Below are 23,859 nucleotides of genomic sequence, written 5' to 3'. Positions count from 1 at the left end.
GCGGGCCTCACGTCGCCGGGTCGGTCGGTGTCCCGGAGCCGGTGTCCTCGGGGCCGGTGGCGGGACGCCGGATGTTCGGCACGATCGGGGTGTCCTTGGGACGTACGCCGATCTTCGACCCCAGCCAGACGAGCGGGTCGTACTTGCGGTCCACCACGCGCTCCTTGAGCGGGATCAGCGCGTTGTCGGTGATGTGGATGCCCTCCGGGCACACCTCCGTGCAGCACTTGGTGATGTTGCAGTACCCCATCCCGAAGTCGTCCTGCGCGATCCTGCGCCGGTCGGCGGTGTCCTCCGGGTGCATCTCCAACTCGGCGACGCGCATGAGGAACCGCGGCCCCGAGAAGTGCTCCATGTTCTCCTCGTGGTCACGGATCACGTGGCACACGTTGTTGCACAGGAAGCACTCGATGCACTTACGGAACTCCTGCGACCGCTCCACGTCCACCTGAGCCATCCGGAAGTCACCGGGGCCGGTGGCGGGATCGGGGGCGAAGGAGGGGATCTCCATCGCCTTCCGGTAGTTGAACCCCACGTCGCACACCAGGTCCCGCACCACGGGGAACGTGCGCATCGGCGTCACGGTCACGACCTCGTCGGGCTCGAACACGCTCATCCGCGTCATGCACGACAGTCGGGGTCTGCCGTTGATCTCCACCGAGCACGACCCGCACTTGCCCGCCTTGCAGTTCCATCGCACCGCGAGGTCGGGCACCTCCGTGGCCTGGAGGCGGTGCAGCACGTCGAGCACGACCTCGCCCTCGTGGACCTCCACCGTGTACTCCGTCAGTCGGCCCTCGTCGCCGGAACCGCGCCACACCCGGAACGTACGCTCGCTCATGACCGGCCCTCCTCGACCGCCGTGTCCTCCGCCGCGCCGCCCGGCTCGGGGTCCTCGGGCAGCTCCTCCTTGGTCAGGTACTTGGCCAGCTCGTCGCGGTCGAACAGGTCCAGCAGCTCGCGCGGGACGTCGGCGACCGGCCGCCGCGACAGCGTCACGCCGTCGTCGCGGTCGGCCCTGACCTCCAGGTTGACCCGCCGCCACTCGGGTGACATCTCCGGATGGTCGTCGCGGGTGTGCCCGCCGCGCGACTCGGTCCGTTCGAGCGCGGCGGCGGTGATCGCCCGGGACACCAGGATCATGTTCGGCAGTGCGAGGGCCAGGTGCCAGCCCGGGTTGTACACCCGGTCACCGGGGGCGCTCAGCAGCCGCGACCGTTCCTCCAGGGCGTCCAGGCGCTCCAGTGCCCGCTCCATCTCGGGACCGCGCCGGATGATGCCGACCAGGTCGTTCATCGTGTCCTGGAGCTCGCCGTGCACGTCGTAGGGGTTGACGCCGTCCCCCTGCTTGAGCGGGTACAGCGCCTCGGCGACCGCCTGTCCGACCGCGCGGTCCACGGCGGCGCGCGGCGGCTCGGAGCCGTCGAGGGAGTCGAGGTAGGCACTCGCCCCGAGCCCGGCCCGCCGCCCGAAGACGAGCAGGTCGGACAGGGAGTTGCCGCCCAGCCGGTTGGACCCGTGCATCCCGCCCGCGACCTCGCCCGCCGCGAACAGCCCGGGCACGTCGGAGGCGGCGGTGTCGGCGTCCACGCGTACCCCGCCCATGACGTAGTGGCAGGTGGGGCCGACCTCCATCGGTTCGGCGGTGATGTCCACGTCCGCCAGCTCCTTGAACTGGTGGTGCATGGACGGCAGCCGTCGGCGGATCTCCTCGGCGGGCAGTCGCGAGGACACGTCCAGGAACACCCCGCCGTGCGGGGACCCCCGCCCCTCCTTGACCTCGTTGTTGATCGCGCGCGCCACCTCGTCGCGGGGCAGCAGCTCGGGCGGTCTGCGGTGTCCGGAGGGGTCGGTGTACCAGCCGTCGGCCTCCTCCTCGGTCTCGGCGTACTGGGACCGGAACACGTCGGGCACGTAGTCGAACATGAACCGCGTGCCCTCGGAGTTGCGCAGGACCCCGCCGTCGCCGCGCACCGACTCGGTGACGAGGATGCCCTTGACCGACGGCGGCCAGACCATCCCGGTCGGGTGGAACTGGACGAACTCCATGTTGATGAGGCAGGCCCCGGCGCGCAGGGCGAGCGCGTGGCCGTCGCCGGTGTACTCCCAGGAGTTGGACGTGGTCCGGAACGCCTTGCCGATGCCGCCGGTGGCCAGGATGACCGTCGGCGCCTCGAAGAGCACGAAGCCGCCGTCCACGCGCCGGTATCCGAACGCGCCGAGGACCCGACCGAGTCGGCCGTCGGAGGTCTCCTCGGTGAGCAGCCGGGTGACGGCGGTCTCGGCGAACACCCGGAGGCGGGCCTCCGGATCGCCGAACTCGGCGGCGTCGGCCTGTTGGAGCGCCACCACCCGCTGCTGGAGGGTGCGGATCATCTCCAGGCCGGTGCGGTCGCCGACGTGGGCGAGGCGGGGGTACTCGTGCCCGCCGAAGTTGCGCTGGCTGATCCGACCGTCCTCGGTGCGGTCGAACAGCGCGCCCCAGTACTCCAGTTCCAGGATGCGTTCGGGCGCCTCGCGGGCGTGGAGTTCGGCCATGCGCGGGTCGTTGAGGAACTTGCCGCCGCGGAGGGTGTCGCGGAAGTGCACCCGCCATCCGTCGTCGGGGTTGACGTTGCCGAGCGCGGCCGCGGCGCCGCCCTCGGCCATCACGGTGTGCGCCTTGCCGAACAGCGACTTGGAGATGACGGCCGTGCGTTTTCCCTGTTCGCGCGCTTCGATCGCCGCGCGGAGACCGGCTCCGCCCGCGCCGATCACCACGACGTCGTAGGCGTACCGGGTGATGTCGGGTTCTGCTGTGGAGGGCATGTACGGGTGTCTTCCTTCCCCGGGGCTCAGTTGAGGATCCGCAGGTCGGTGATGGCGCCGCTGGCCAGGAGGGCGATGTAGGCGTCCGTGGTCATGAGGGTGGCGATGCTGAACCAGCCGAAGTACATGTGCCGGTTGTTGAGCGTGGACAGCCGCGTCCACACCCAGTACTGGACGGGTCGGGTGCCGAAGCTGCGCAGGCGACCGCCGAAGACGTGGCGGCAGGAGTGGCAGCTGAGCGTGTACCCCCAGAGCATGAGCACGTTGACGAGCATGACCAGGTTGCCGACGCCGATCCCGAACCCGCCGTCGGTGCCGTGGAAGAAGGCGATCGCCATGTCCCAGGTGTTGACGGCCGTGATGGCGAAGGCGGCGTAGAAGAAGTAGCGGTGGCCGTTCTGGGGGAGCATGAGCGGCCGGGTCTCGCCGGTGTAGGAGCGGTGCGGCTCGCGCACGGCGCAGGCGGTGGGCGCCTGCCAGACCGACCGGTAGTAGGCCTTGCGGTAGTAGTAGCAGGTCACCCGGAACAGCAGCAGGATCGGCAGGCTGATCAGGGCGTAGGGGATGAGGGGCGGGAACTCCACCGGGAGCCGCCCGAACAGGGCCGCGTCCGGCGCGCACTGCTGCGCCAGGCAGGGCGAGTAGAACGGGGTCAGGTAGTGGTGTTCCTGGACCCAGTAGTGGTCTTGTTGGAGCACGCGGACCGTGCCGTAGACGAGAAAGGCGGCCAGGCCCAGTGTGGTGAGGGTCGGGCCGAGCCACCATCGGTCGGTGCGCAGTGTGCGCTGGGCGATGCGCACCCGGCCGCTGCTCGGACGCGCTCTTTCTGTCGAGGTCACCGTGGTCTCCACCTCTCTGTGGAGGGGCCCTCGGCCCGCGGGTGGGCCAACGCTCCCCGTGGCCGCGGCCGCTCTCCGTGCGTGCTGGACGGCTGGGGAGAAGCAGTGGCGAAGCCGTGCTGCAACGCAACGTTAGGGCGCTGTGATCACGGTCACGTTCCAGTGGCCAAGAAACACGGGATGGACGTGTGTGAAATACGCCACTCCTGGGAGTTGTTTTGTCAGAATTTGTGGTGATTCGCCGCAAATGGTGTTTTCGGAACTTTCACCCTTTGTGGTAAAGGGGTGAATTGTGGGGAAGCTGCTGCTTTCCGCCCTTTTTCCTGGTTCGCGCTGTGCTGGATCCCGGGGCCCTCCGTTCGCCCTCGTGCCCCCGGCGACCGTCTTCGCGCCCGGGTCGCCGCATCCGCGCCGCCCCCGATACCCGTCTACGCGCCGCCCGTGCCCGCGCCGCCCGTGTCGTTCGCTCCGTCGGCCGTCCCCGCGTCCGTGGCCGAGATCAGCACCTCCAGGTCCGGACCCAGTTCCTCCGGGGTCAGGGCCAGCAGGTACCGGTTGAGGTGGCGGCGGAAGGCGTCCGCCGAGTGCGACGGCTCCACGTCCTTGCGGTGCGCCAGCGCCACCGTCCGCAGCAGCCGGGGGCGGGCGAGCGGGGTCCCGCGCAGCCCGGGGCGGTTGCGCAGCACCATGCTCGGCACCACCGCCAGGCCGAGGCCCGCCTCCACGAACCGGAGGACGGCGTCCATCTCCCCGCCCTCCACGGCCAGCTCGGGGTCGAACCCGGCGGCCCGGCACGCGCGCAGCGTCGCCTCGCGCACGTCGTACCCGCGCCGGAACATGACCAGGGGGCGGCCCTCCAGTTCGGTGATGCGGATCGAGGCGCGCCCGTTCGGCGAGGGCTGCGCCATCGGGCTGGCCACCACCAGGTTCTCCCGCAGGATCGGCGTGGTGGCGAAGTCCGGGTCGCTGCTCTGGAGCGGGAGGATGATCAGCGCCAGATCCAGCTCGCCGCGGCCCAGGTCGCGGACGAGGTCGCGCGAACCGCTCTCCTCCACCTGGAGTTCGATGCCGGGGAAGCGGGTATGGAAGTCCGCGAGCACGTCGGCCAGCAGTCCCGCGCACAGCGACGGGGTCGCGCCCAGGCGCACCCGGCCCCTGCGGACGCCGGCCAGCTCCGCCACCTCGCGGCGGGCCGTCTCCAGGTCGGTCAGCATCCGCTGCGCCAGCGGCAGGAGCGCCTCACCCGCCGGTGTGAGTGTGATGTTTCCCCTGGCACGACTGAATAACGGCGCTCCCAACTCCCTCTCAAGGCTGCGGATCTGTTTGCTCAAGCTCGGCTGGGCGACGCGCGAAAGCTCGGCTGCGCGGGTGAAATGGCGTGTGCGGGCCACGGCGACGAAGTAGGCGAGCTGTTGGAACTGCATGCTCCATAGCCTAGAGCTATGGACACCAGGGTCCTGATGACTTGGACGTCAGACTTATCTCGATTTTAAAGTGACAGGCTGTGGCGAACAGTACCTTGACCAAGAAGCGGTCTACGGCCTACGGGTCCACGGTGGCGCTCAAGGCAGCGATGGCGGTCACCGGTGCGATCCTCGTGCTGTATTTGATCGCGCACATGTACGGCAACCTCAAAGTCTTCCTGGGCCAGGAGGCCTTCGACGGCTACGCCGAGGGGCTCCGCGACCTCGGCTATCCGCTCCTGCCGCATGAGGGCTTCCTGTGGATCGCGCGGGTCGTCCTCCTGACGGCCGTCCTCATTCACATCTACTGCGCCGTGGTCCTCACGCGGCGCGACAACCGCGCGCGCGGCGGCGTCAGCCGCTACCAGGTGACGAAGCGCGTGCAGCGCACCTACGCGTCCTACACCATGCGCTGGGGCGGAGTCCTGATCGCGCTCTTCGTGATCTTCCACATCCTGCACCTGACGGTGAACGTCATCGCGCCGGGCGGCGCCTCCGACAGCCCCTACGAGCGGCTCGTCAACGGCTTCCAGCCCGCGTACTGGTACGTGACCCTGTTCTACGTGGCGGCGGTCATCGCGGCCGGCTTCCACCTGCGGCACGGCATCTGGAGCGGCGCGGCGACGCTCGGCGCCAACAAGGCCGACCGACAGGGCAAGATCAACGTCGTCGCCGTGGCCATCGCGCTGGTCGTGACCGTCGGCTTCCTTCTCCCGCCCCTGGCGGTCACCTTTGGACTGGTGAGCAATGTCTGACAACGACCTGTACATCGAGGGCGCCCCGATCAGGGACGAGAAGGCGCCCGAGGGCCCGATCAACGAGCGCTGGGACAAGCGCCGTTTCTCGGCCAAGCTGGTCAACCCCGCGAACCGGCGCAAGCTCTCGGTCATCATCGTCGGCACCGGTCTGGCCGGGGCCTCGGCCGCCGCGACCCTGGGCGAGGCGGGCTACAACGTCACGTCCTTCTGCTACCAGGACAGCCCGCGCCGCGCGCACAGCATCGCGGCACAGGGCGGCATCAACGCGGCCAAGAACTACCGCAACGACGGCGACAGCATCCACCGGCTGTTCTACGACACCGTCAAGGGCGGCGACTTCCGCTCCCGCGAGTCGAACGTCTACCGCCTGGCCCAGACGTCGGTCGAGATCATCGACCAGTGCGTCGCCCAGGGCGTGCCCTTCGCCCGTGAGTACGGCGGCCTCCTCGACAACCGCTCCTTCGGCGGCGTGCAGGTCTCCCGCACCTTCTACGCGCGCGGCCAGACGGGTCAGCAGCTGCTGATCGGCGCCTACCAGGCGCTGGAGCGCCAGGTCGCGGCGGGCACCGTCAAGATGAACACCCGCCACGAGATGCTCGAGGTCATCGTCGTGGACGGCAAGGCGCGCGGCATCATCGCCCGCGACATGGTCACCGGCGAGATCGAGACGCACTTCGCCGACGCCGTGGTCCTGGCCACCGGCGGCTACGGCAACGTGTTCTTCCTGTCGACCAACGCCATGGGCTGCAACGTCACGGCCGCCTGGCGCGCGCACCGCAAGGGCGCGCTCTTCGCCAACCCGTGCTACACGCAGATCCACCCGACCTGCATCCCGGTCAGCGGCGAGTACCAGTCCAAGCTGACCCTGATGAGCGAGTCGCTGCGCAACGACGGCCGCATCTGGGTGCCCAAGAAGACGGGTGACGACCGCGACCCGCGCCAGATCCCCGAGGACGAGCGCGACTACTACCTGGAGCGCATCTACCCGTCCTTCGGCAACCTGGTGCCGCGTGACATCGCCTCCCGTGCCGCCAAGAACGTCTGCGACGAGGGTCGCGGCGTCGGCCCCGGCGGTCTGGGCGTCTACCTGGACTTCGCGGACGCGATCAAGCGCATGGGGCGGGCCGCCGTCGAGGCCAAGTACGGCAACCTGTTCGACATGTACCAGCGCATCACCGGCGAGAACCCGTACGAGGTTCCGATGCGCATCTACCCGGCCGTGCACTACACCATGGGCGGCCTGTGGGTCGACTACGACCTCCAGAGCTCCATCCCGGGCCTGTTCGTGACCGGTGAGGCCAACTTCTCCGACCACGGCGCCAACCGCCTGGGCGCCAGCGCGCTGATGCAGGGTCTGGCGGACGGCTACTTCGTCCTGCCGAACACCATCAACGACTACCTGGCGGACGGTCCGTTCGAGACGATCGACGAGAGCCACCCCGAGGCGGCCGCCGCCAAGGAGCAGGTCACCTCCCGGATCGAGACGCTGCTCTCCATCAACGGCTCCCGCACCGTGGACTCCTTCCACAAGGAACTCGGCCACATCATGTGGGACTACTGCGGCATGGAGCGCAACGAGGAGGGCCTGACCAAGGCCATCGAGCGCATCCGCGAGCTGCGCGCCGAGTTCTGGCGCGACGTCAAGGTGCTCGGTACCAACGACGAGCTCAACCAGGCCCTGGAGAAGGCCGGCCGGGTGGCCGACTTCCTGGAGCTCGGCGAGCTCATGTGCGTCGACGCCCTGCACCGCCGCGAGTCCTGCGGCGGCCACTTCCGCTCCGAGAGCCAGACCGAGGACGGCGAGGCGCTGCGCCACGACGACGAGTTCGCCTACGTCGCGGCCTGGGAGTTCGGTGGCGAGAACGAGAAGCCCGTGCTCCACAAGGAAGCCCTGGAGTACGAGTACGTCGAGATGAAGCAGCGGAGCTACAAGTGAACATCACCCTGCGCGTATGGCGCCAGAAGGGCCCGGGCGACGAGGGCCGGATGGTCAACTACGAGCTCTCGGACGTCTCCCCGGACATGTCCTTCCTCGAGATGCTCGACGTCCTCAACGAGAAGCTCACGCTCCAGGACGAGGACCCGATCGCCTTCGACCACGACTGCCGTGAGGGCATCTGCGGCGCCTGCGGTGTCGTGATCGACGGCGAGGCGCACGGTCCGGAGGTCACCACCACCTGCCAGCTGCACATGCGCAGCTTCAAGGACGGCGACACCATCACCGTGGAGCCGTGGCGCGCCAAGGCGTTCCCGGTGGTCAAGGACCTGGTCGTGGACCGGGGCGCGTTCGACCGGATCATCCAGGCGGGCGGCTACATCAGCGCCCCGACCGGTACCGCCCCGGACGCCCACGCCAACCCGATCCCGAAGCCGGACGCCGACCGCGCGTTCGACGCCGCGACCTGCATCGGCTGCGGCGCGTGCGTGGCGGCCTGTCCGAACGCCTCCGGCATGCTGTTCACCGCCGCGAAGGTCACCCACCTGGGCATGCTCCCGCAGGGGCAGCCCGAGCGGGCCTCGCGCGTGGTGAAGATGGTCAACCAGCACGACGAGGAGGACTTCGGCGGCTGCACCAACATCGGTGAGTGCGCCGCGGTCTGCCCCAAGGGCATCCCGCTGGACACCATCTCCCAGCTCAACCGCGACCTGCTGGGCTCGCTCAGCAAGGGCATCGGCTGACGCCGGGTCCGTCGTCGCACGGGGCCGCGTTCCTTCCGGTGAACACCGGGGGCGCGGCCCCGTCGCGTGTCCTGGGCCGCTACCCGCCTGGGGCGACCAGTCGGCGGACCGTGCTGCGGGATCCGTCGCACCCGGCCAGCCAGCGGGCCTCCAGGGTGCGGGTGTGCAGGCGGCGGACCTGGTCAGCTCCAGGACGCCGTCGTGCTTGTCGATGATCCGTACGCGGACACCGAGGTCGTGGAGGCGTGTGGCGAGGGCGAGCCCGGTCGGGCCCGCTCCCACGATGAGGACGTCGATCATGGCCACTTCAAAAACGAATGTTCGTTCTTTTTAAGAATCCTTCGTCGAGGCGTGTCTGTCAAGAACGGTCGTTCGTTCTACGATGTGCGCATGCCACGAGTCTCCGACGCCTACCTGGCCGAACGCCGGGAGCACATCCTCACCGCGGCCGCCGCGTGCTTCGCGCGGGAGGGCTTCCACCGCACGTCCATGCGGAACGTGATCGATGAGGCCGGGCTGTCCCCGGGCGCGGTCTACCGCTACTTCGGGAGCAAGGACGACATCATCGTCGCGATCGCGATGGACGCGATCGGCGCGGTGCAGAGCGTCGTACGGGACTCCATCGCCCGGCGGAAGCCGTTCCCGGAGCTCGTCGGGGCGCTGCCCGCGACCATCGAGGCGATGGACCGCGTCGACTCCCGGACGCGCCTGGCCGTCCAGGCGTGGGGGGAGGCCCTGCGCGACACCGCCCTGGGCGACGCGATGCGCACCGGGGTCGACGGAGTGCTCGACCAGCTGCGCGAACGGGTCGCGCTCGGCCAGGCCCGCGGTGAGATCCCGGCGCGGGTGGACGCGACGGCCACGGCACGCGTGCTGCTCGGCGTCGTGCAGGGGTACATCCTCCAGCGCGCCTGGGATCCGGCCCTGTCCGCCGACGACTACGGTCGTGCCGCCCGGGACCTGGTGGCGGGCTCGCTCGGCGCTCAGACCGCGGCGGGGCGCAGCATGCAATAGGTCGGCGGCGCCGACGGCTGGTTGACCGCGCGCACCACCCGGAAGTCGTGGCGCTCGTAGTAGCCGATGTTGGCCGCGTTCATCGTCTCCAGGTAGACCGGGACCGCGTCGGCGTCCGCCCGGGCCAGTCCCTCGCGCAGCAGGCGCGCACCGACGCCGGTTCCGCGCGCCACCGGGTCGGTGCCCAGCATCGACAGGTACCAGTGCGGCTCCTCCGGCACGGCGTCCCGCAGCTCGCCCATGAACCGGGCGACCCGGCGCAGCCGCGAGGGCCCCAGCAGCCGCACCCAGTGCGGCAGGGCGCGCACCACGGCCAGCGGCCGTTCCGCGTGCTCCCCCGGAGGGGTCCACAGGGCCGCGCCGCGGATCACCGGAGGCCCGTCGGGGGTCTCGCGCGACTCGTGCACGCGTGCGGTCCCGTTCGGCACGTGTCCGAACCCCGCGATCAGGGCGCACGCGCGGGCGGTCCCGGCCAGGCGTTCGTCCTCGTTCGGGAAGAACCAGCGAAAGAGCGGATCGGTGTGGAACGCGCGGCTGAGAACGCGCACCACGGCTGGAACGTCGTCCATCGTCGCGGTGCGGACGCCGGCGTCCGCCGGGGCCGTGGGGGTCATGCGCACTGCCTCTTCCCGTGTGGCGGGGCCTCGGTCACCGCTCATGCTAGATCACGGAAACATCACGGGTGGGGAGTTCCCGCGAACCCGCCGGAGTTCGCCGTCAGGACGGGGTGTGCAGGAGGAAGTGACTGGTCCCGATGCCGGGGTGCTCGACCTCGCGGACCACCGTGAAGCCGAACCGCTCGTAGAAGGCCGCACTCTCGGGATCGAGCGTCTGCGTGAAGACGGGCGTGTACGCGGCGTCGGCCTGCGCCAGCCCGGAGGTCAGCAGCTCCCGCGCCAGACCGGCGCCCGCGACCGCGGGGTCGACGCCCAGCCCCGCCAGGTACAGGTGCGGCTCCTGGGGCGCGGCCATCCTCCACTCCGCGAACACGCGGACGAAGGCGCTCATCCGCGACCGCCCGATCAGCGGTGCCCAGTGGGGCCAGGTGCGCGGCGACACCAGCGGACCCTCGGGGTTGGTCGACGGCGGCGCCCACAGCGCGACCGCCCGGACGACGGACGCCTCCCCCGGTCCGTCGGCGACGGTGGCGACGCGGGTGTCCCCGGACGGGACGTAGCCGAAGCCCGCCGTCACGGCGAAGAACCTGCGGGTGCGCGCCATGCGCTGCTCGTCGTCGGGGAACAGCCACCGGAAGAGCGGATCCTCGTGCAGCGCCCTGCTCAGGACACGTGCCACACCGGGCACGTCGTCGATCGTGGCGGGGCGGGCGGAGGCGGTGACGATCGAACTCATCCCAGGGACTCTCTGCTAGGCGAGGGGCGTTCCCGACATGTTAGATCACGGGACTATCACGGTGACCCGGGGTGAGGCGGTGGTGGGCAGGCTCACACCTGCTGGTCGAACACGTGCGCCCGCACCCAGGCGTGCATGGCCACGGCCGCCGCGGCACCGGCGTTGATCGACCGCGTCGAGCCGAACTGGGCGATGGACAGCACCGCCTCGCACACCTTCCGGGCCTCCTCGGACAGCCCCGGCCCCTCCTGGCCGAACACCAGCACGACCTCGCGCGGCAGCGGGTGGGTCTCCAGGGGGACCGCGCCCGGCAGGTTGTCGATCCCGACCAGCGGGAGCCCCCGCTCCCGCGCCCACCCCAGGAGCGACGCGGTGTCGGGGTGGTGGTGGACGTGCTGGTAGCGGTCGGTCACCATGGCGCCCCGGCGGTTCCACCTGCGGCGGCCCACGATGTGCACGGCGGCGCACCCGAAGGCGTTGGCGGTGCGCACGACCGACCCGATGTTGAAGTCGTGCGACCAGTTCTCCACGGCGACGTGGAACGGGTGCCGCACGGCGTCGAGGTCGGCGACGATCGCCTCGCGCCGCCAGTAGCGGTAGCGGTCCACGACGTTGCGGCGGTCGCCCCCGGCCAGGAGGTCGGGGTCGTACCGGTCGTCCTCGGGCCAGGGGCCGACCCACGGGCCCACGCCCACCTCGCGCGCCTCGTCCTCGCCGGGGGCGGGAGGGGGCGTCGGGGCGGTCGCGGGCGCGGCGTGTTCGTTCATCCGTTCCAGCTTACGGAGCCGTCACAGGTTGACGGGCCCGTGGATGTCCCTGGTCTGGATCACCTTGGCGTTGCCGCTGACGTCACCCTGGATCGAGTTGTACACCGCGCCGTCCCCCTCCTGGGCGACCTCGACGGTCAGGGCGTCGACGAGGCGTCGGAGCTCCGGGTCGGCCGCGGCCGCGCGTTCGATGTGGTCGGCGACCGAGGCGATCGCGTCCGCGTCGTCGGGCTCGACACGGGCCTCGTCCAGCGCCTCCTGGGCCTCGGGGACGCCCCGGAAGAACCGGAAGAGGGCCTTGCGGAAGGACGCGAAGTCGTCGATCGTCGCCTGGCTGACGACCTCGGCGATCTTGGACACGGCGCCGGTGGCGACGGCCGTGGCGAGGGCGAGGGTGGCGGGGTCGGGCATGGGGGCTCTCCTCCCGGAGGGGGGTGCGGTCACCCTCAGTCTTCCCCGTCAGACCGCGCGCTGTCGCCTCTTCGCGACGACGAGGGCCACCGCGCGCCAGCCGAGGAGGGCCACGGCGAGGAACACGGACGTCACCACGACGAAGCCGATCGGCGCCCCCTCGCCCGTGGCCAGGCGCGACACCATGCCCCCGGCGACGGTCACCGCCCACACGAACACCCCGGTCGGCCAGATCCGGACAGGCGCGCGCCACGCCCGGGTGACCAGCCACCCGAGGGCGAGGGCCGCCAGGAACGGCCACGCGGTCCAGGCCACGGCGGTGGGGGCGAGCCCGGTCTCGTGGTCGGCCTTGCCGATCACGACGAAGGCGAGCACACAGACCACATCGGCCGCGAGAGCGAGCGGTACGGCGAAGGAACGCATACCCCCAGGCTATGACCGCCGTCGGCCAGGCGCCCGGCGGGTGGGGCGGTCGAGGGGTCGGCGCGTCCGGGACGGATCCACGGGTGCGATGGGTGACGTAGCCAGGTCGTAAGGTGAACCTGGCGTGCGTCACACGCGTCTCCCCCCGATGGGGAGGCCGCCGGGGTGTCCGGTGCCCTCTCCCAGTACGACCCGCCCCGAGTGACAGATCGGCCGCCGCATGCCCCCGCCTCCGTCCCCCCGACGGCCAGCCCCGCCACCGCCCGCCCTCCCGGCCGGGATCGAGCCCCTCACAGCCGACGAACCCCGTCGGGTCGGCCCGTTCCGCGTGGTCGGACGAATTGGCGCGGGCGGGATGGGGTCGGTGTACGCGGCGCTGGACGACGCCGACCGGCGCGCCGCCGTCAAGTGCGTACACCGCGTCTACGCCGCCGACTCCGAGTTTCGCGAACGGTTCGCGCGCGAGGTCGCGCTCGTGCGCCGGGTCCGCGCCGCCTGCGTGCCGCGCTTCCTCGACGCCGCACCCAGGGCCGACCTGCCCTGGCTCGCCACCGAGTACGTCGCCGGACCCACCCTGCACGAGCACGTCAGGACGCACGGGCCGCTGACCGGGGGCGTGCTGGTCGCCCTGGCGGTCGGGCTGGCGGAGGCTCTGACCGCGATCCACGCCGCCGGGGTGATGCACCGCGACCTGAAGCCGGGGAACGTGATCCTGTCGCCGGACGGGCCCAGGGTGCTGGACTTCGGCATCGCGCGGGCTGCGGAGGAGACCGCGCTGACCCGGACCGGAGGGCTGGTCGGCACCCCGGGGTGGATCGCCCCGGAGCAGTACCGGGGGGTTCCGGCGAGCGAGCGCTCCGACATGTTCGCGTGGGGCGGGCTGGTGGCGTTCGCCGGAACCGGCCGCCACCCGCACGGTTCCGGAGCCTCCGACACGATGGCCGCCAGGATCCTGTCGGAGCCGCCGGATCTGGAAGGGGTGCCCGACGGCCTGCGGGGAGTCGTGGAGCGGGCGCTGGACAAGGAGCCCGAGCGCCGCCCCGACGCGGTCACGGCGATGCGCGAGGTGTCCGCGCTGCTGAGCCCCGACGAGTCGGTCACCGCGGTGGCCGGGGGCGGGGATGTCGACGTGACCCGGGTGCTGCGGCAGGCGTGGACCGGGATCCGGATCGAGGACGCCCCGCTGGAGGAGTGGCGGCGGTGCGCGCCGCCGAGGCGCTCGTGGTGGGCGCGGCGGCGTGTGCCGCTGGCGGTCGGTGCGGTCGGCACCGCTCTGGCGGTGCTGGTCGGCACGGGGGCGGGGATGCTCGCCCGGGAGGGCGCGCCCTCCGGTGGGGTGGGCGACTCGGGCGGGCGGGCGCCGGTGCAGGAGGCGGGAACCGGGCAGGAATCGGTCTCGGCGTCCGACGTCCCCGAGGAGTACCGCGACCTGTACGAGAACGGTCGTGTGGTGGTGGAGCCGGTGTCGGACCTGGAGCTGGTCAGCTCCCTGGTGCCCGCCTCCGGATCGGGTGAGGGGCGGCTGGAGCAGCTGCGCATCACCTTCGAGGGGGCGGAGTACGTCGGGCTCGACTCGCCGGTCCTGGAGTTCGCGGTTCGGGTGGAGTACCTGCCCGACTTCGGGGAGGTACGGCTGCACGCCAACGACTTCGCCCGCGTCGGGTGGTACGACGACGGACAGGAGTACCCGGCCGTCGACCGGCCGGGCAGCGCGGGCGTCGTCGCCCAGCTTGGTCCGGCCGACCGCACGACGGAGACGACCGTGACGTTCTTCGGGTACCCCCGCGCCGGAATCGTGTACTACCTTCCTGAGCGCGCGATGGTCGACGGCGAGCTCGATCCTGGTCACCCGGGCGGCGTCTGCTACGAAATGGCCCAGGACGAGCAGAACCGGCAGACCCCCTTCCGGATCGACGTCACGCCCTACGACGTCGCCACGGCCGCGGGTGTCCCCCAGGACGGCTGCACCGCGTCCGGTCCCCCGGCGACCTCCCCCTGACTTCCTCGAAAGGCCTCACGTGACGACACAGGGTCCCCCCTTCGACCACGACCGCCTGCCCCCGGGCATCGATCCTCCCGCCAAGGGCGATCCGGATCGCATCGGGCAGTACCGCATCGTGGGCAGGATCGGCGCCGGTGGCATGGGCGCCGTGTACGCGGGCGTCGATCCGTCCGGTGGGTGCGCCGCCGTCAAGGTGATCCATCCGCAGTTCGCGGCCGATCCGCGGTTCCTCGCCCGTTTCGCGCGTGAGGTGGAGTCGGTCTCCAGGGTCCGGGCGACGTGTACGGCGGCGTTCCACGGAGCCGACGTCCGTGCGGACACCCCCTGGTTGGCCACCGAGTACGTGCGGGGTCGGACCCTTCGCCAGCACGTTCGGGCCAACGGTCCCCTGGCGGGCGGAACGCTGCTCGCGTTCGCCGTCGGACTCGCGGAGGCCCTGACCGCGATCCATGCCGCGGGCATCGTGCACCGGGACCTCAAACCCGGGAACGTGATCCTGTCGCCGGACGGGCCCAAGGTGCTCGACTTCGGCATCGCCCGGGCGGCCGACGCCACGGCGCTCACACAGACGGGCGGCCTGCTCGGCACCCCCGGGTGGATGGCTCCGGAGCAGTACCTCGGCCAGGACGCCACGGCACGCTCGGACATGTTCGCCTGGGGAGGGATGGTCGCCTTCGCCGCCACCGGGCGCAACCCGTACGGAACGGGGAACGCGGAGGTCCTGATCCACCGCACCCGGGAGGAGGAACCCGACCTGGCCGGGCTCCCGCCGGAACTGCTCGACCTGGTGCGCCGGGCCATGGACAGGGACCCGGAGCGACGCCCCACGGCCGAGCAGGCACTGAGGGAGCTCGTGGGCGGATGGGCGGCCACACGCGTCGAGCCCGTCTCCTCGGAGGAGCCCACCCGAGTCGTGCCCGGTCTCATCGCGACGGAGTGGCGGGGCGTCGAGGCTCCCGCGGCGCGTCGCGTCCGACGCACACGGCACCGGCCGCTCATCGCGACCGCGGTCACGGCCGTGGTGCTCGTGGCGGCGCTGCTGGCGGTGTGGCTGGTCGATCTCCCCGACGGCGGTGCCGGGCCGAACGGCCAGGCGGCGGACCGGGGAGGTCAGGCGACGGGGACCGAGGAGGGAAGCGCCTCGGCGGCGCCCGTGGAGGACGGTCGGGCCAGGCTGGCCCAGGCGGTCGACCTGGTGCGGGCGGCCTCCAGTTTCGACTACTACGAGCTCATCACCACGGGTACCCCGGGGTCCTACCCCGACCGCTACCGGTACGCAGAAGACCCCCACACCCTGTACCTCCACACCGGTTGGGAGGGGCCCTTGATGAGCGAGGTGCTGGAGATCGGGGACGGGCCGGACGACGTCATCCACCGCATCAGACCCTACGACTCCATCGCGTTGGAGTACGCGGAGGGGGGATACTACCGTGACCCCGACGGGGTCTCCGGCTACACCGAACCCCTCGACCGCGAGGAGCCGGTGGAGGAGCTCGCGTGGATCGCGGACAACGACGTGGACGTCGAGTACCTGGGCGAGGGTGCGGTTCCCGAGAACTCGGACCTGATCCTGGAGGACGCGGCGGACCTCGGTCGTGTCCAGGGAGTCATGGGGCACCAGTACACCGGGGCCTTCGTCCGGGAGTACGTGAACGAGTTCGACGGGACCTCGTTCGGAGACTTCTCCTACACCTTCGACGTGTGGCTGGACGACGACGGGTATCCGCTGGTCCTCCAGCTGTACTACGAGCAGGCGGGTGCGGCCGGGGCGGACGCCCGCACCATGACCGGCACCTACCTCAGCTTCAACGAGTCCATGGACATCGTGGTCCCGGACGAGTCCGAGATCGCGCCGAGCCGGGACACCGCGGACATCGGCGGCCTCTGAACGTCCGGCGCCGGGGCGGTCCCGTCCGGAACCGCCCCGGCCCCACCGTGCCGACTACTCCCCGGTGAGGCTGTCCTTGAGGAACTCCACCTGGAGCAGCATCAGGTTCTCCGCCACCACCGGGTCCGACGGCATGTGCGTCACCCCCGACAGCGGCAGCACCGTGTGCTTGCGCCCCGCCGCCAGCAGCGCCGAGGACATCCGCTGCGTGTGCGCGAACACCACGTTGTCGTCCGCCAGCCCGTGGATCATCATCAGCGGCCGCTCCAGCTTGCCCGCGTCCGCGAGCAGCGAACTGCCCTCGTACGCCTCCGGCCGCTCCTGCGGTGTGCCCAGGTACCGCTCGGTGTAGTGCGTGTCGTACAGCTTCCAGTCGATCACCGGGGCGCCCGCGATCGCCGCGTGGAACACGTCCGGCCTGCGCAGCACCGCCAGCGCCGACAGGTACCCGCCGAACGACCACCCCTGGATCCCCACGCGCGAGGTGTCCAGGAACGGGTACCGCTCGGCCGCGTCCCGCAACGCCGCCACCTGGTCCTCCAGCGCGGGCGTGGCCAGGTCGAGATGGATCTCCTGCTCCCACTCCACGCCTATCCCGGGCGTGCCGCGCCCGTCCGCGATCAGGACCGCGAACCCCTGCTCGGCGTACCACTGCGCGGTCAGGTAGGCCCCCCGCGCGTTGAGCACCCGCTGCGCGTGCGGACCCCCGTACGGCGCCATGAGCACCGGCAGCGGGCGCAGGTCCTCCCGGTACCACGACGGCAGCACCAGCGCCGTCGGGATCTCCCGCTCACCCGCCCGCCAGGTCGTCACCCGCAGCTGCTCAGGCAGGTCCGGGGTCTCCGCGAAGCTCTCGATCTCGGACCGCTCCCGCTGCGTCTCCGAACTGGCGTTGCGGAAGACCAGCGTGTGCACCCCCGGGAACTCCATCGACCGGTGCTGCACCACGAGCGTGTCCCCGCGCAGCCGCCCCGACCGCACGCCGCTGTGCGCCTCGGCGTCCGAGGCGGTGCTGCACCCGTGCCCGGGAACCTCCACCGGCGCCGCCAGCCCCGTCGGCAGGTCCACCAGCCACAGGGACACGTCCCCGGGCCGCCCGGCCGGGGAGCCCGAGTACAGGATCCGGTCCCCGTCCACGTCGACCACCGACCGCACGTACACGTCGGGCGGGCTGACCGGGTCGCCGCCCACGTACACCCGCCGCTCGCCGCGGTCGGGGTCGCGTGCCACCCACACCAGGTCGCCGGAGGCGGTGTGGTCCGGCACGCCCGACACGATCTCCAGCCACACGTCGTCGGTGTCGGTGCGCACGTCCGCGACCAGGCCGGTCACCGGGTCGGCGCTGAACAGCGTCATCATGCGCTGGTTCCGGCTCTGCGCGGTGAAGACCACCGTCGGCGTCCCGTCCGGGCCGGTGGTCCATCCCGCCCGCGCGAGGTACGGCAGTGCCTCCCGGTCCCACTCGATCCACGCGGGCGCGTCCGGGCCGCTCGCCCGGTGCCGGCCCGCCGTCCCGACGGACAGCACGGCCAGCCGCACGTCCGCGTTGGCCGTCCCGGCCGCGGGGTAGCGCAGGGTGGTCGGTTCCCGTTCCGGGCTGCCGGGGTCGTCCACGTGCCACCGGGCCACGTCGGCCTCGTCGACCCGCGTGGCCAGGATCGATCCGCCGTCGGGCGCCCACCAGAAACCCCGGTACCGGCTCATCTCCTCGGCGGCGACGAAGTCGGCCAGGCCCCACGTCACGTGCTCGCCGTCGGGCTCGACCAGGACACGGTCCCCGTGCTCCCCCTCGGCCGCGTTCACGTCGATGACGCGCAGCGCGCCGCCGCTGACGTAGGCGACGCGGTCGCCGCGCGGGCTGATCCGGGGATCCACGACCGGCTGGGTGGCGGGGAGTTCGCGGGGCTCGTTGTCGTCACCCACCAGGTCCACGTAGAAGAGCCGTCCCGAGAGGGCGAAGACGGCCCGCGTGAACGCGTCGTCCACCGCGTAGGAGACGATGCCGCCGCCGCTCTCCCGCAGCCGTTCGCGGCGGGCGCGCTCCTCCGGGGGGAGGTTCTCGTCGTCGGCGCCGAGCGCGTGGGGGTCGGCGGCCACCCACGCCGTACCCTGCTCGGTCTCGTGCACCCACAGGCAGGTGGCGGTGTCCACTCCGTCCCGTCCCCTCAGGAAGGCGACACGCCGTCCGTCCGGGGAGATCTCGAACGCGTACGGGACACCGATGCTGAAGCGCTGGGTTCGGGCCAGTTGGCGAGGAAAACTCATAGGGCGATTGTGTCCCATCACCGCGCCGGACCGTCGCGCCGGTGGCGGCGTGCCCCTCCGCGCGCCAGGTCACGGCCGTGGGGCCGGGCGTGGAGACCGCGCGTCCGAGCCGACCGAGGGCATACGTCGGGGAAACGGCGCCTCGCCCGGTATCGTTCGCTACGTGATGGACAGGCGACTGATGATGGTGCACGCGCATCCCGACGACGAGAGCATCGTCACGGGGGCGACCCTGGCGAAGTACGCGGCCGAGGGGGCCCAGGTCACGCTGGTGACCTGCACCCTGGGCGAGGAGGGCGAGATCATCCCCGACGACCTCGCGCACCTGGCCGCCGACCGCGAGGACACGCTCGGCGAGCACCGGATCGGCGAACTCGACAAGGCCTGCGTCGCCCTAGGGGTGCGCGACCACCGGTTCCTCGGCGGCCCCGGCCGCTACCGGGACTCGGGCATGATCGGCGCCGCCGCCAACGACCACCCGCGCGCCTTCTGGGGCGCCGACGTCGAGGAGGCGGCGACCCTCCTGGCCGAGCTGATCCGTGAGACGCGCCCGCACGTCGTGGTCGGCTACGACGAGAACGGCGGCTACGGCCACCCCGACCACATCCAGGCCCACCGGGTCATGCGCCGCGCCTGCGTCAAGGCGGGCGAGCGCACCATGCCGGGCTCCCCCTGGCAGGTCCGCAAGCTCTACGCGATCGCCCAGCCCGTGTCCCGGATCGAGGCGTCCATCGCCCGGCTCGCCGAGGACTCCGGTTCCCTCACCCCGCCCTCACGCGTGTCCGACATCGCGCTGGGCACCCCCGACTCGACGGTGACCACGCGCGTCGACGCCACCGACCACTGGGCGGCCAAGACGCTGGCGATGCGGGCGCACGCCACGCAGATCACCGTGGAGGGCGAACGGTTCGCGCTGTCGAACGGCATCGCGCAGGAGATCGACGCCGTGGAGCACTACACGCTGCTCATGGGACCGAGTCCGCGCACCTCCGGAGGCGAGTTCGAGACCGACCTCTTCGCGGGCCTGTGAGCGCTTCCGGAGGTGTCGGCCGCGTATCCTCCACTCCCATGAACACCTCGCGTCCCGGTTCCGGCCCGGAGGACCAACGCGCGCGCGGCACCGCGGTCCTGGTGCGCCTGGCGACGCTCGCCGCCGTGGCGCCGTTGGGCGCGGTGGTCGGGTTCGCGTCGTCCATCTGCGCGGGGTGGCTGACCCGGTACTGGGAGGCGGGCCAGCCCGCGCAGCTGATCGCGGTGGTCGCGCTCCTCGTCTACGTCGCCCTGCTCTACACCGGCTGCCGTCTCCTGGTGTGGGGGAGCGGGACGCCGGACGCGGCGATGGCCTTCACGACCGGGTTCGTCGTCGCCCTCTTCGTGGTGATCGGCTACAACCCCGGCGGCGACATCGTGCTCACCGGCCACATGATCCACAACGCGTTCCAGCTCGGATCGATGCTGGCGCTGGCGTCGGCCGTGGTGGTCAGCTCGATCCGGAAGGCGCGCGGCGGACGGTTCGCCGCGCGCGGCGGTAGGGGTTAGGGCGTGTGCCGTGGATGCTGCCCGTCGCGAGCGGCGTCTCCAGTGCGGCTGTCGCAAGGCCGAAGAAGGAGTAAGCCTGGGTGTGCTTTCGACTGATGAGAACGCAGCGAGAGTTGTGCTGGGGCGTCGCGCAGCAGGGTATGTGTCCGCGGCACACGCCCTAGTTTCCCCAGAACTGCAGCAGCAGCTGTCCGTGGAACACCATGCCCGGATAGACCGGGTTCGGCAGGACCACGTCGTAGAACCAGTAGAAGGCGTTGAGGAAGGGCCCGTTGACGAACGGGAGCCACAGCAGCGCGAAGACCGCGATCGAGCAGTACAGCGCGTTGGTCCGCAGGGCGGAGGCCGCCTTTCCGGGCAGCGCTGGAGCGAGCGGTTCGAAGGCGTCCAGCCCCGGGACCGGAAGCAGGTTGACCACGGCCGCGGTCAGGTTGGCGAGCGACAGGAACGCCATGGCGGCGATCGCCCAGTTGGTGGTGTCGTTGCCCGGCGGGACCAGGATCGACACGGTGACCGTCAGCGCAGCCGCCACCAGGAGACTGGCCAGCGGTCCGGCGAGCGCCACCAGGACACGCCCGGGGCGGGAGATCCGGTCCCACTTCACGTAGGTGGGGGGCCCGGTCAGGCCCATACCGCCGAGGCAGAGGTAGGCCACCGGCAGGACCACGCCGCCGAAGAGCTCGCGGAAGGCGAACGGGTTGAGCCGCAGGTACCCGCTCCCGCGCAGCGACCGGTCACCGGCGAGGTAGGCGGCGAGCGCGTGCCCGAACTCGTGGACGGTCGCGGAGACGATCCACCCGAGGACGATGAGCACGGGCGGGATCAGCGGTGTGACCGTCGTGTCCTCGGCCGCCCAGTCCAGTTCGACCGCTTCCCACGACAGCCAGCCGGCGAACCCGACCAGACCGAGCAGCAGCACGAACACCGGGCTGGGCAGGAAGTCCGTCCATCCGCCGGACGCGGAGGACCCGTCCGTCGCCTTGGCCTCGGTGACCTTCGCGGCCTCCGCGGGCACGTCGCGCCTCTCGTCCTCGGCGATGTCGGGGACGTTGAGCGCGTCCTGCGGCATCTTCTCCCACGGGTCGGTGCCGGGCGCGTCCTCCGTCGTGTCCGCGCTCGGCGGCGTCTCGGGCGTGGGCATGCTGCTCCTGCTGGTCGCGGGTGGTTCGCGGTCCAGCGTATGCCCACCCGTCACCCACCATCGCCCGGGGGCGCTTCGCGCAGGGGGCTGCCGCCCTCACACCACCGCGCGCGGCGCCACCGCCGACGTGTGCAGACACGTGATCGCGAACGCCCGCCCCGGCCCGGTCAGCTCCCGGCGGCTCCCGCCGTCGTCCTCCGTGAGCAGCCCCAGCGTCTCCAGCAGCCACCCGACCGCCATCACCAGCGCGCGCACCTGGTCCGACGCGGTCTCCGCGGTCCTGTGGTGCGCCGCGGCGTGCCGCCCCGCCGACACCGGGCCATCCGCGGGCACCCACCCCGACTCGGTGAGCGCGCGCTCCGCCGCCACCACGTCCGACTCCCCGCGCTCGGCGTGCGCCCCCGTGCCCTGCGGCGACCGCGTCAGCAGCACGCCCAGCAACGTCTCCGCCGCCGCCTGCTCGATCCCACCGGTACGGCACAGGGTCTCCGCGGCGGCCAGCCACAGCGCCTCGGGGTCCTGCCTCAGCTGGCGCCCACGCCGTGTGAGCACCAGCCGCCGCCCCGACCGCCGCACCGCGCGCATCCCGCGCAGCATCTGGTGCAGCGCGATGAGCTGGGTCGCGTCGGTCTCGCTGCGTGGCGGCTCGGGCGAGGTCCGCCATCCGAAGTCCGCGCACAGCAGTCGGACCACGCCCGGCGCGATGTACCCGATCTGCGTCAGCGCGATCCCCTCCGCGGCCAGGTCCAACAGCGTCCGCAGCGGCGCCATGGCCGTGTCCGCCGCGCGCGGCACGTCCACACCGGCGATGATCCGCCCCACCAGCGGCCACAGTCGTTGCCTGTGCGGATGCACGGGCGAACCGATCCACGCGCGCACCCTCTCCTCGCGCACCCGGTCCAGGTGGCTCAACCCCCGGCGGTCGGGTTGGGTGAGGAAGGAACGGGTGAACCGCGCCTGCGCCGTGCGCCACCCGTGCTCGCCCGGGCGGACGTCACCGACCGAGACCGCCAGCTCCAGGGCCGCCGCCGTCTCCAGCCGCGCGTGGATCTCGGCGTCGCCGACCGCGCCGCCCCACGTCAGTTCGGGCAGGTCCGGCGGTTCCACGCCCGACTCCCACATGAGCCGCTCGTACATCGCCAGACCGGCGTCGTGGTCCTCGTCGTAGGCCGACGACAGCGCGACCGTCTCGGGCCCGGAGCACACCCGCGCGTAGCGTTGGAGGTTCAGGAGGGTGAGGAGACGGCCGAGGGAGCGGGCGGCGAACATCCGGTCGTCGGGAGACCCCTGGAACCGTACGGGGAGCTCGAACCAGCAGAACCGCTGGACGGAGTACTGGGTGAGCCGTTCGATGTCGTGGTCGGGGGCCAGCGTGTCCAGCGCCTCGCGCGCGGCCACGGCCGCCCGCTCGTCCCGGCCGGCCAGTTCCGCGAGGGCGGACACGACTGCTTCGCGCATGATGGGCGCTCACCACCTCCCGCCGTGCACCGCGCCCACTCGACGCGGGGAGTCGTCGGGGCGCGCCGCTGTCCTACGTCCCGCGCCGAGCTGGCTCGGCTCGCGGCGGGACTCTGCCGTCTCCTACCCCGGACGGGGCGAAGAATGCCTGTGTCCAGGCGTGTTCTCACGCCCGACCGGCAACGTCCGGCGGGCGGTGGTCGTGTTCCGAGTGGCCGTCGTGGAGCCGGGGCGCGCGTCAGGGCGCCTGGGAGGGGCGCCCACCGCGTCGGCGCGGGGGCACGGGGGGAACGACACGGCTGGCGGCGATGCTCGACTCGGCGACCTCGACCACCGAGTCGTCCCGACGGCGCAGGGTCAACACGCCGTCCTCCCAGGACTCCACCACACCGACGATATCGGTGAACCCCCCGTCGGTGAGGTGGATTCGGACGGATACGCGCTTTCCCACGTCCTCGCGGGTGATCCGGTGCACCAGACGACCCCTCATGTGCATCGAACTCCACCCCCGATGGTGCGCTGGGTATTCTCCGACGCCATACTAGGAGAACGACATCTGTGCCAACAGCTTGCGGAGCCCGGAAACCGGGGGAGTCGGCGCCCGCACGCCGACACCTCGCCGGGACTCCGAAGGTCCCCGCCCTCCCCGTGGGAGCGCGGGGGTGAGATCAAGGAGTTCGACGTGACCTACGTCATCGCGCAGCCCTGTGTCGATGTGCTGGACAAGGCGTGCATTGACGAGTGCCCTGTGGACTGCATCTACGAGGGCGAGCGCATGCTCTACATCCACCCGGACGAGTGCGTCGACTGCGGTGCGTGCGAGCCGGTCTGCCCCGTCGAGGCCATCTACTACGAGGACGACCTGCCCGACCAGTGGCAGGACTTCTACAAGGCCAACGTCGACTTCTTCGACGACCTCGGCTCGCCGGGCGGAGCCTCGAAGGTGGGCAAGATCGACCGCGATCACCCGCTCATCGCCAAGCTCCCGAAGCAGGCGGACTAAGAGGTTCCGAGCGACCGGCCGCCCCACGCCGGGCGGTCGAACGCACCC

The 23,859-nt window shown here is 71.5% G+C and carries 23 protein-coding genes and 1 pseudogene; 9 read left to right on the top strand and 15 right to left on the bottom strand.

Annotated elements, in window-relative coordinates:
- Nucleotides 1-7 precede the first annotated feature (7 nt).
- The 4 genes from AB0I72_RS01380 to AB0I72_RS01365 form a co-directional block, all read right to left on the bottom strand.
- Nucleotides 8-841 (bottom strand): succinate dehydrogenase/fumarate reductase iron-sulfur subunit, encoded by an 834-nt coding sequence (locus AB0I72_RS01380; protein ID WP_358561392.1) that lies wholly within the window; start codon nucleotides 839-841, stop codon nucleotides 8-10.
- Nucleotides 838-2,808: a fumarate reductase/succinate dehydrogenase flavoprotein subunit gene (locus AB0I72_RS01375; protein ID WP_358561390.1), complete on the bottom strand. Its 1,971-nt coding sequence runs from the start codon at nucleotides 2,806-2,808 to the stop codon at nucleotides 838-840. The genes AB0I72_RS01380 and AB0I72_RS01375 overlap by 4 nt, the downstream gene beginning before the upstream one ends.
- A 26-nt stretch (nucleotides 2,809-2,834) precedes the next feature.
- The gene (locus AB0I72_RS01370; protein ID WP_358561387.1) at nucleotides 2,835-3,647 is read right to left on the bottom strand and encodes a hypothetical protein; all 813 of its coding nucleotides are present in this window, start codon (nucleotides 3,645-3,647) and stop codon (nucleotides 2,835-2,837) included.
- A gap of 428 nt (nucleotides 3,648-4,075) precedes the next feature.
- Complete coding sequence (locus AB0I72_RS01365; protein ID WP_358561385.1) at nucleotides 4,076-5,071, bottom strand: LysR substrate-binding domain-containing protein; 996 nt, start codon at nucleotides 5,069-5,071, stop codon at nucleotides 4,076-4,078.
- A 131-nt stretch (nucleotides 5,072-5,202) separates the two neighbouring features.
- Here AB0I72_RS01365 and AB0I72_RS01360 point away from each other — a divergent pair, with 131 nt between their 5' ends.
- The 3 genes from AB0I72_RS01360 to AB0I72_RS01350 are packed head-to-tail and all read left to right on the top strand — an operon-like array spanning nucleotide 5,203 to nucleotide 8,547.
- A complete protein-coding gene (locus AB0I72_RS01360; protein ID WP_358562782.1) occupies nucleotides 5,203-5,865 on the top strand; it encodes a succinate dehydrogenase cytochrome b subunit in 663 nt (220 codons plus the stop codon).
- Complete coding sequence (locus AB0I72_RS01355) at nucleotides 5,858-7,804, top strand: fumarate reductase/succinate dehydrogenase flavoprotein subunit (protein ID WP_358561382.1); 1,947 nt, start codon at nucleotides 5,858-5,860, stop codon at nucleotides 7,802-7,804. The genes AB0I72_RS01360 and AB0I72_RS01355 overlap by 8 nt, the downstream gene beginning before the upstream one ends.
- Nucleotides 7,801-8,547 (top strand): succinate dehydrogenase/fumarate reductase iron-sulfur subunit, encoded by a 747-nt coding sequence (locus tag AB0I72_RS01350; RefSeq protein ID WP_358561379.1) that lies wholly within the window; start codon nucleotides 7,801-7,803, stop codon nucleotides 8,545-8,547. Before AB0I72_RS01355 ends, AB0I72_RS01350 begins: the two co-directional genes overlap by 4 nt.
- A gap of 79 nt (nucleotides 8,548-8,626) precedes the next feature.
- On the opposite strand, the gene AB0I72_RS01345 is transcribed toward AB0I72_RS01350, so the two are convergent.
- Complete coding sequence (locus AB0I72_RS01345) at nucleotides 8,627-8,701, bottom strand: hypothetical protein (RefSeq protein WP_358562780.1); 75 nt, start codon at nucleotides 8,699-8,701, stop codon at nucleotides 8,627-8,629.
- 36 nt (nucleotides 8,702-8,737) lie between these two features.
- Nucleotides 8,738-8,847 (bottom strand): annotated as a pseudogene (locus AB0I72_RS01340) (FAD-dependent monooxygenase); the annotation flags it as partial.
- A gap of 90 nt (nucleotides 8,848-8,937) precedes the next feature.
- On the opposite strand from AB0I72_RS01340, the gene AB0I72_RS01335 reads away from it, so the two are divergent.
- Complete coding sequence (locus AB0I72_RS01335; RefSeq protein WP_358561376.1) at nucleotides 8,938-9,561, top strand: TetR/AcrR family transcriptional regulator; 624 nt, start codon at nucleotides 8,938-8,940, stop codon at nucleotides 9,559-9,561.
- On the opposite strand, the gene AB0I72_RS01330 is transcribed toward AB0I72_RS01335, so the two are convergent.
- The 5 genes from AB0I72_RS01330 to AB0I72_RS01310 form a co-directional block, all read right to left on the bottom strand.
- Complete coding sequence (locus tag AB0I72_RS01330) at nucleotides 9,531-10,175, bottom strand: GNAT family N-acetyltransferase (protein WP_358561373.1); 645 nt, start codon at nucleotides 10,173-10,175, stop codon at nucleotides 9,531-9,533. The genes AB0I72_RS01335 and AB0I72_RS01330 overlap by 31 nt on opposite strands.
- 103 nt (nucleotides 10,176-10,278) lie before the next feature.
- On the bottom strand, nucleotides 10,279-10,914 hold the full coding sequence (locus AB0I72_RS01325) for a GNAT family N-acetyltransferase (RefSeq protein WP_358561370.1): 636 nt from the start codon (nucleotides 10,912-10,914) through the stop codon (nucleotides 10,279-10,281).
- 92 nt (nucleotides 10,915-11,006) lie between these two features.
- Nucleotides 11,007-11,681 carry an RNA methyltransferase gene (locus AB0I72_RS01320; protein ID WP_358561367.1) on the bottom strand — a complete coding sequence of 225 codons (675 nt, stop codon included), beginning with the start codon at nucleotides 11,679-11,681 and terminating at the stop codon, nucleotides 11,007-11,009.
- Between the two features lie 21 nt (nucleotides 11,682-11,702).
- Entirely contained in the window at nucleotides 11,703-12,092 is a 390-nt protein-coding gene (locus tag AB0I72_RS01315; RefSeq protein ID WP_358561364.1) for a hypothetical protein, read from the bottom strand.
- Between the two features lie 48 nt (nucleotides 12,093-12,140).
- Entirely contained in the window at nucleotides 12,141-12,515 is a 375-nt protein-coding gene (locus AB0I72_RS01310; RefSeq protein WP_358561361.1) for a DUF3054 domain-containing protein, read from the bottom strand.
- 220 nt (nucleotides 12,516-12,735) lie between these two features.
- Here AB0I72_RS01310 and AB0I72_RS01305 point away from each other — a divergent pair, with 220 nt between their 5' ends.
- Together AB0I72_RS01305 and AB0I72_RS01300 are read left to right on the top strand one after the other, a co-directional pair.
- A complete protein-coding gene (locus AB0I72_RS01305; RefSeq protein WP_358561358.1) occupies nucleotides 12,736-14,514 on the top strand; it encodes a serine/threonine-protein kinase in 1,779 nt (592 codons plus the stop codon).
- Between the two features lie 19 nt (nucleotides 14,515-14,533).
- The gene (locus AB0I72_RS01300; RefSeq protein ID WP_358561355.1) at nucleotides 14,534-16,405 is read left to right on the top strand and encodes a serine/threonine-protein kinase; all 1,872 of its coding nucleotides are present in this window, start codon (nucleotides 14,534-14,536) and stop codon (nucleotides 16,403-16,405) included.
- Between the two features lie 54 nt (nucleotides 16,406-16,459).
- Here the strand turns inward: AB0I72_RS01300 and AB0I72_RS01295 are convergent, their stop codons facing one another.
- The gene (locus AB0I72_RS01295; protein ID WP_358561352.1) at nucleotides 16,460-18,670 is read right to left on the bottom strand and encodes a prolyl oligopeptidase family serine peptidase; all 2,211 of its coding nucleotides are present in this window, start codon (nucleotides 18,668-18,670) and stop codon (nucleotides 16,460-16,462) included.
- Nucleotides 18,671-18,833: 163 nt separating this feature from the next.
- Between AB0I72_RS01295 and mshB the strand changes: the two genes are divergently transcribed.
- Together mshB and AB0I72_RS01285 are read left to right on the top strand one after the other, a co-directional pair.
- Nucleotides 18,834-19,700 carry an N-acetyl-1-D-myo-inositol-2-amino-2-deoxy-alpha-D-glucopyranoside deacetylase gene (gene mshB / locus AB0I72_RS01290; protein WP_358561348.1) on the top strand — a complete coding sequence of 289 codons (867 nt, stop codon included), beginning with the start codon at nucleotides 18,834-18,836 and terminating at the stop codon, nucleotides 19,698-19,700.
- Between the two features lie 38 nt (nucleotides 19,701-19,738).
- Nucleotides 19,739-20,209: a hypothetical protein gene (locus AB0I72_RS01285; RefSeq protein ID WP_358561346.1), complete on the top strand. Its 471-nt coding sequence runs from the start codon at nucleotides 19,739-19,741 to the stop codon at nucleotides 20,207-20,209.
- Between the two features lie 160 nt (nucleotides 20,210-20,369).
- Here the strand turns inward: AB0I72_RS01285 and AB0I72_RS01280 are convergent, their stop codons facing one another.
- The 3 genes from AB0I72_RS01280 to AB0I72_RS01270 form a co-directional block, all read right to left on the bottom strand.
- Nucleotides 20,370-21,350 (bottom strand): site-2 protease family protein, encoded by a 981-nt coding sequence (locus tag AB0I72_RS01280; RefSeq protein WP_358561343.1) that lies wholly within the window; start codon nucleotides 21,348-21,350, stop codon nucleotides 20,370-20,372.
- Nucleotides 21,351-21,446: 96 nt separating this feature from the next.
- The gene (locus AB0I72_RS01275) at nucleotides 21,447-22,808 is read right to left on the bottom strand and encodes a hypothetical protein (RefSeq protein ID WP_358561341.1); all 1,362 of its coding nucleotides are present in this window, start codon (nucleotides 22,806-22,808) and stop codon (nucleotides 21,447-21,449) included.
- 238 nt (nucleotides 22,809-23,046) lie between these two features.
- Nucleotides 23,047-23,304, bottom strand: a complete 258-nt coding sequence (locus AB0I72_RS01270; RefSeq protein WP_358561338.1) for a hypothetical protein — start codon at nucleotides 23,302-23,304, stop codon at nucleotides 23,047-23,049.
- A 186-nt stretch (nucleotides 23,305-23,490) separates the two neighbouring features.
- Between AB0I72_RS01270 and fdxA the strand changes: the two genes are divergently transcribed.
- Complete coding sequence (gene fdxA, locus AB0I72_RS01265) at nucleotides 23,491-23,811, top strand: ferredoxin (protein ID WP_358561336.1); 321 nt, start codon at nucleotides 23,491-23,493, stop codon at nucleotides 23,809-23,811.
- Nucleotides 23,812-23,859: the final 48 nt, after the last annotated feature.

It is taken from the genome of Nocardiopsis sp. NPDC049922, from assembly GCF_040660275.1.
GTDB lineage: Bacteria > Actinomycetota > Actinomycetes > Streptosporangiales > Streptosporangiaceae > Nocardiopsis.
The sequence above is the reverse complement of the archived record's forward strand: the minus strand, read 5'-3'. Positions and strand labels throughout refer to the sequence as shown.

Coding starts and splice junctions, on each gene's coding strand:
- AB0I72_RS01325 (WP_358561370.1), bottom strand. CDS start 10,914: ATGAGTTCGATCGTCACCGCCTCCGCCCGCCCCGCCACGATCGACGAC.
- AB0I72_RS01315 (WP_358561364.1), bottom strand. CDS start 12,092: ATGCCCGACCCCGCCACCCTCGCCCTCGCCACGGCCGTCGCCACCGGC.
- AB0I72_RS01270 (WP_358561338.1), bottom strand. CDS start 23,304: ATGCACATGAGGGGTCGTCTGGTGCACCGGATCACCCGCGAGGACGTG.
- AB0I72_RS01375 (WP_358561390.1), bottom strand. CDS start 2,808: ATGCCCTCCACAGCAGAACCCGACATCACCCGGTACGCCTACGACGTC.
- AB0I72_RS01285 (WP_358561346.1), top strand. CDS start 19,739: ATGAACACCTCGCGTCCCGGTTCCGGCCCGGAGGACCAACGCGCGCGC.
- AB0I72_RS01380 (WP_358561392.1), bottom strand. CDS start 841: ATGAGCGAGCGTACGTTCCGGGTGTGGCGCGGTTCCGGCGACGAGGGC.
- AB0I72_RS01305 (WP_358561358.1), top strand. CDS start 12,736: ATGCCCCCGCCTCCGTCCCCCCGACGGCCAGCCCCGCCACCGCCCGCC.
- AB0I72_RS01310 (WP_358561361.1), bottom strand. CDS start 12,515: ATGCGTTCCTTCGCCGTACCGCTCGCTCTCGCGGCCGATGTGGTCTGT.
- AB0I72_RS01275 (WP_358561341.1), bottom strand. CDS start 22,808: ATGCGCGAAGCAGTCGTGTCCGCCCTCGCGGAACTGGCCGGCCGGGAC.
- AB0I72_RS01355 (WP_358561382.1), top strand. CDS start 5,858: ATGTCTGACAACGACCTGTACATCGAGGGCGCCCCGATCAGGGACGAG.
- AB0I72_RS01365 (WP_358561385.1), bottom strand. CDS start 5,071: ATGCAGTTCCAACAGCTCGCCTACTTCGTCGCCGTGGCCCGCACACGC.
- AB0I72_RS01335 (WP_358561376.1), top strand. CDS start 8,938: ATGCCACGAGTCTCCGACGCCTACCTGGCCGAACGCCGGGAGCACATC.
- AB0I72_RS01280 (WP_358561343.1), bottom strand. CDS start 21,350: ATGCCCACGCCCGAGACGCCGCCGAGCGCGGACACGACGGAGGACGCG.
- AB0I72_RS01320 (WP_358561367.1), bottom strand. CDS start 11,681: ATGAACGAACACGCCGCGCCCGCGACCGCCCCGACGCCCCCTCCCGCC.
- AB0I72_RS01295 (WP_358561352.1), bottom strand. CDS start 18,670: ATGAGTTTTCCTCGCCAACTGGCCCGAACCCAGCGCTTCAGCATCGGT.
- AB0I72_RS01330 (WP_358561373.1), bottom strand. CDS start 10,175: ATGACCCCCACGGCCCCGGCGGACGCCGGCGTCCGCACCGCGACGATG.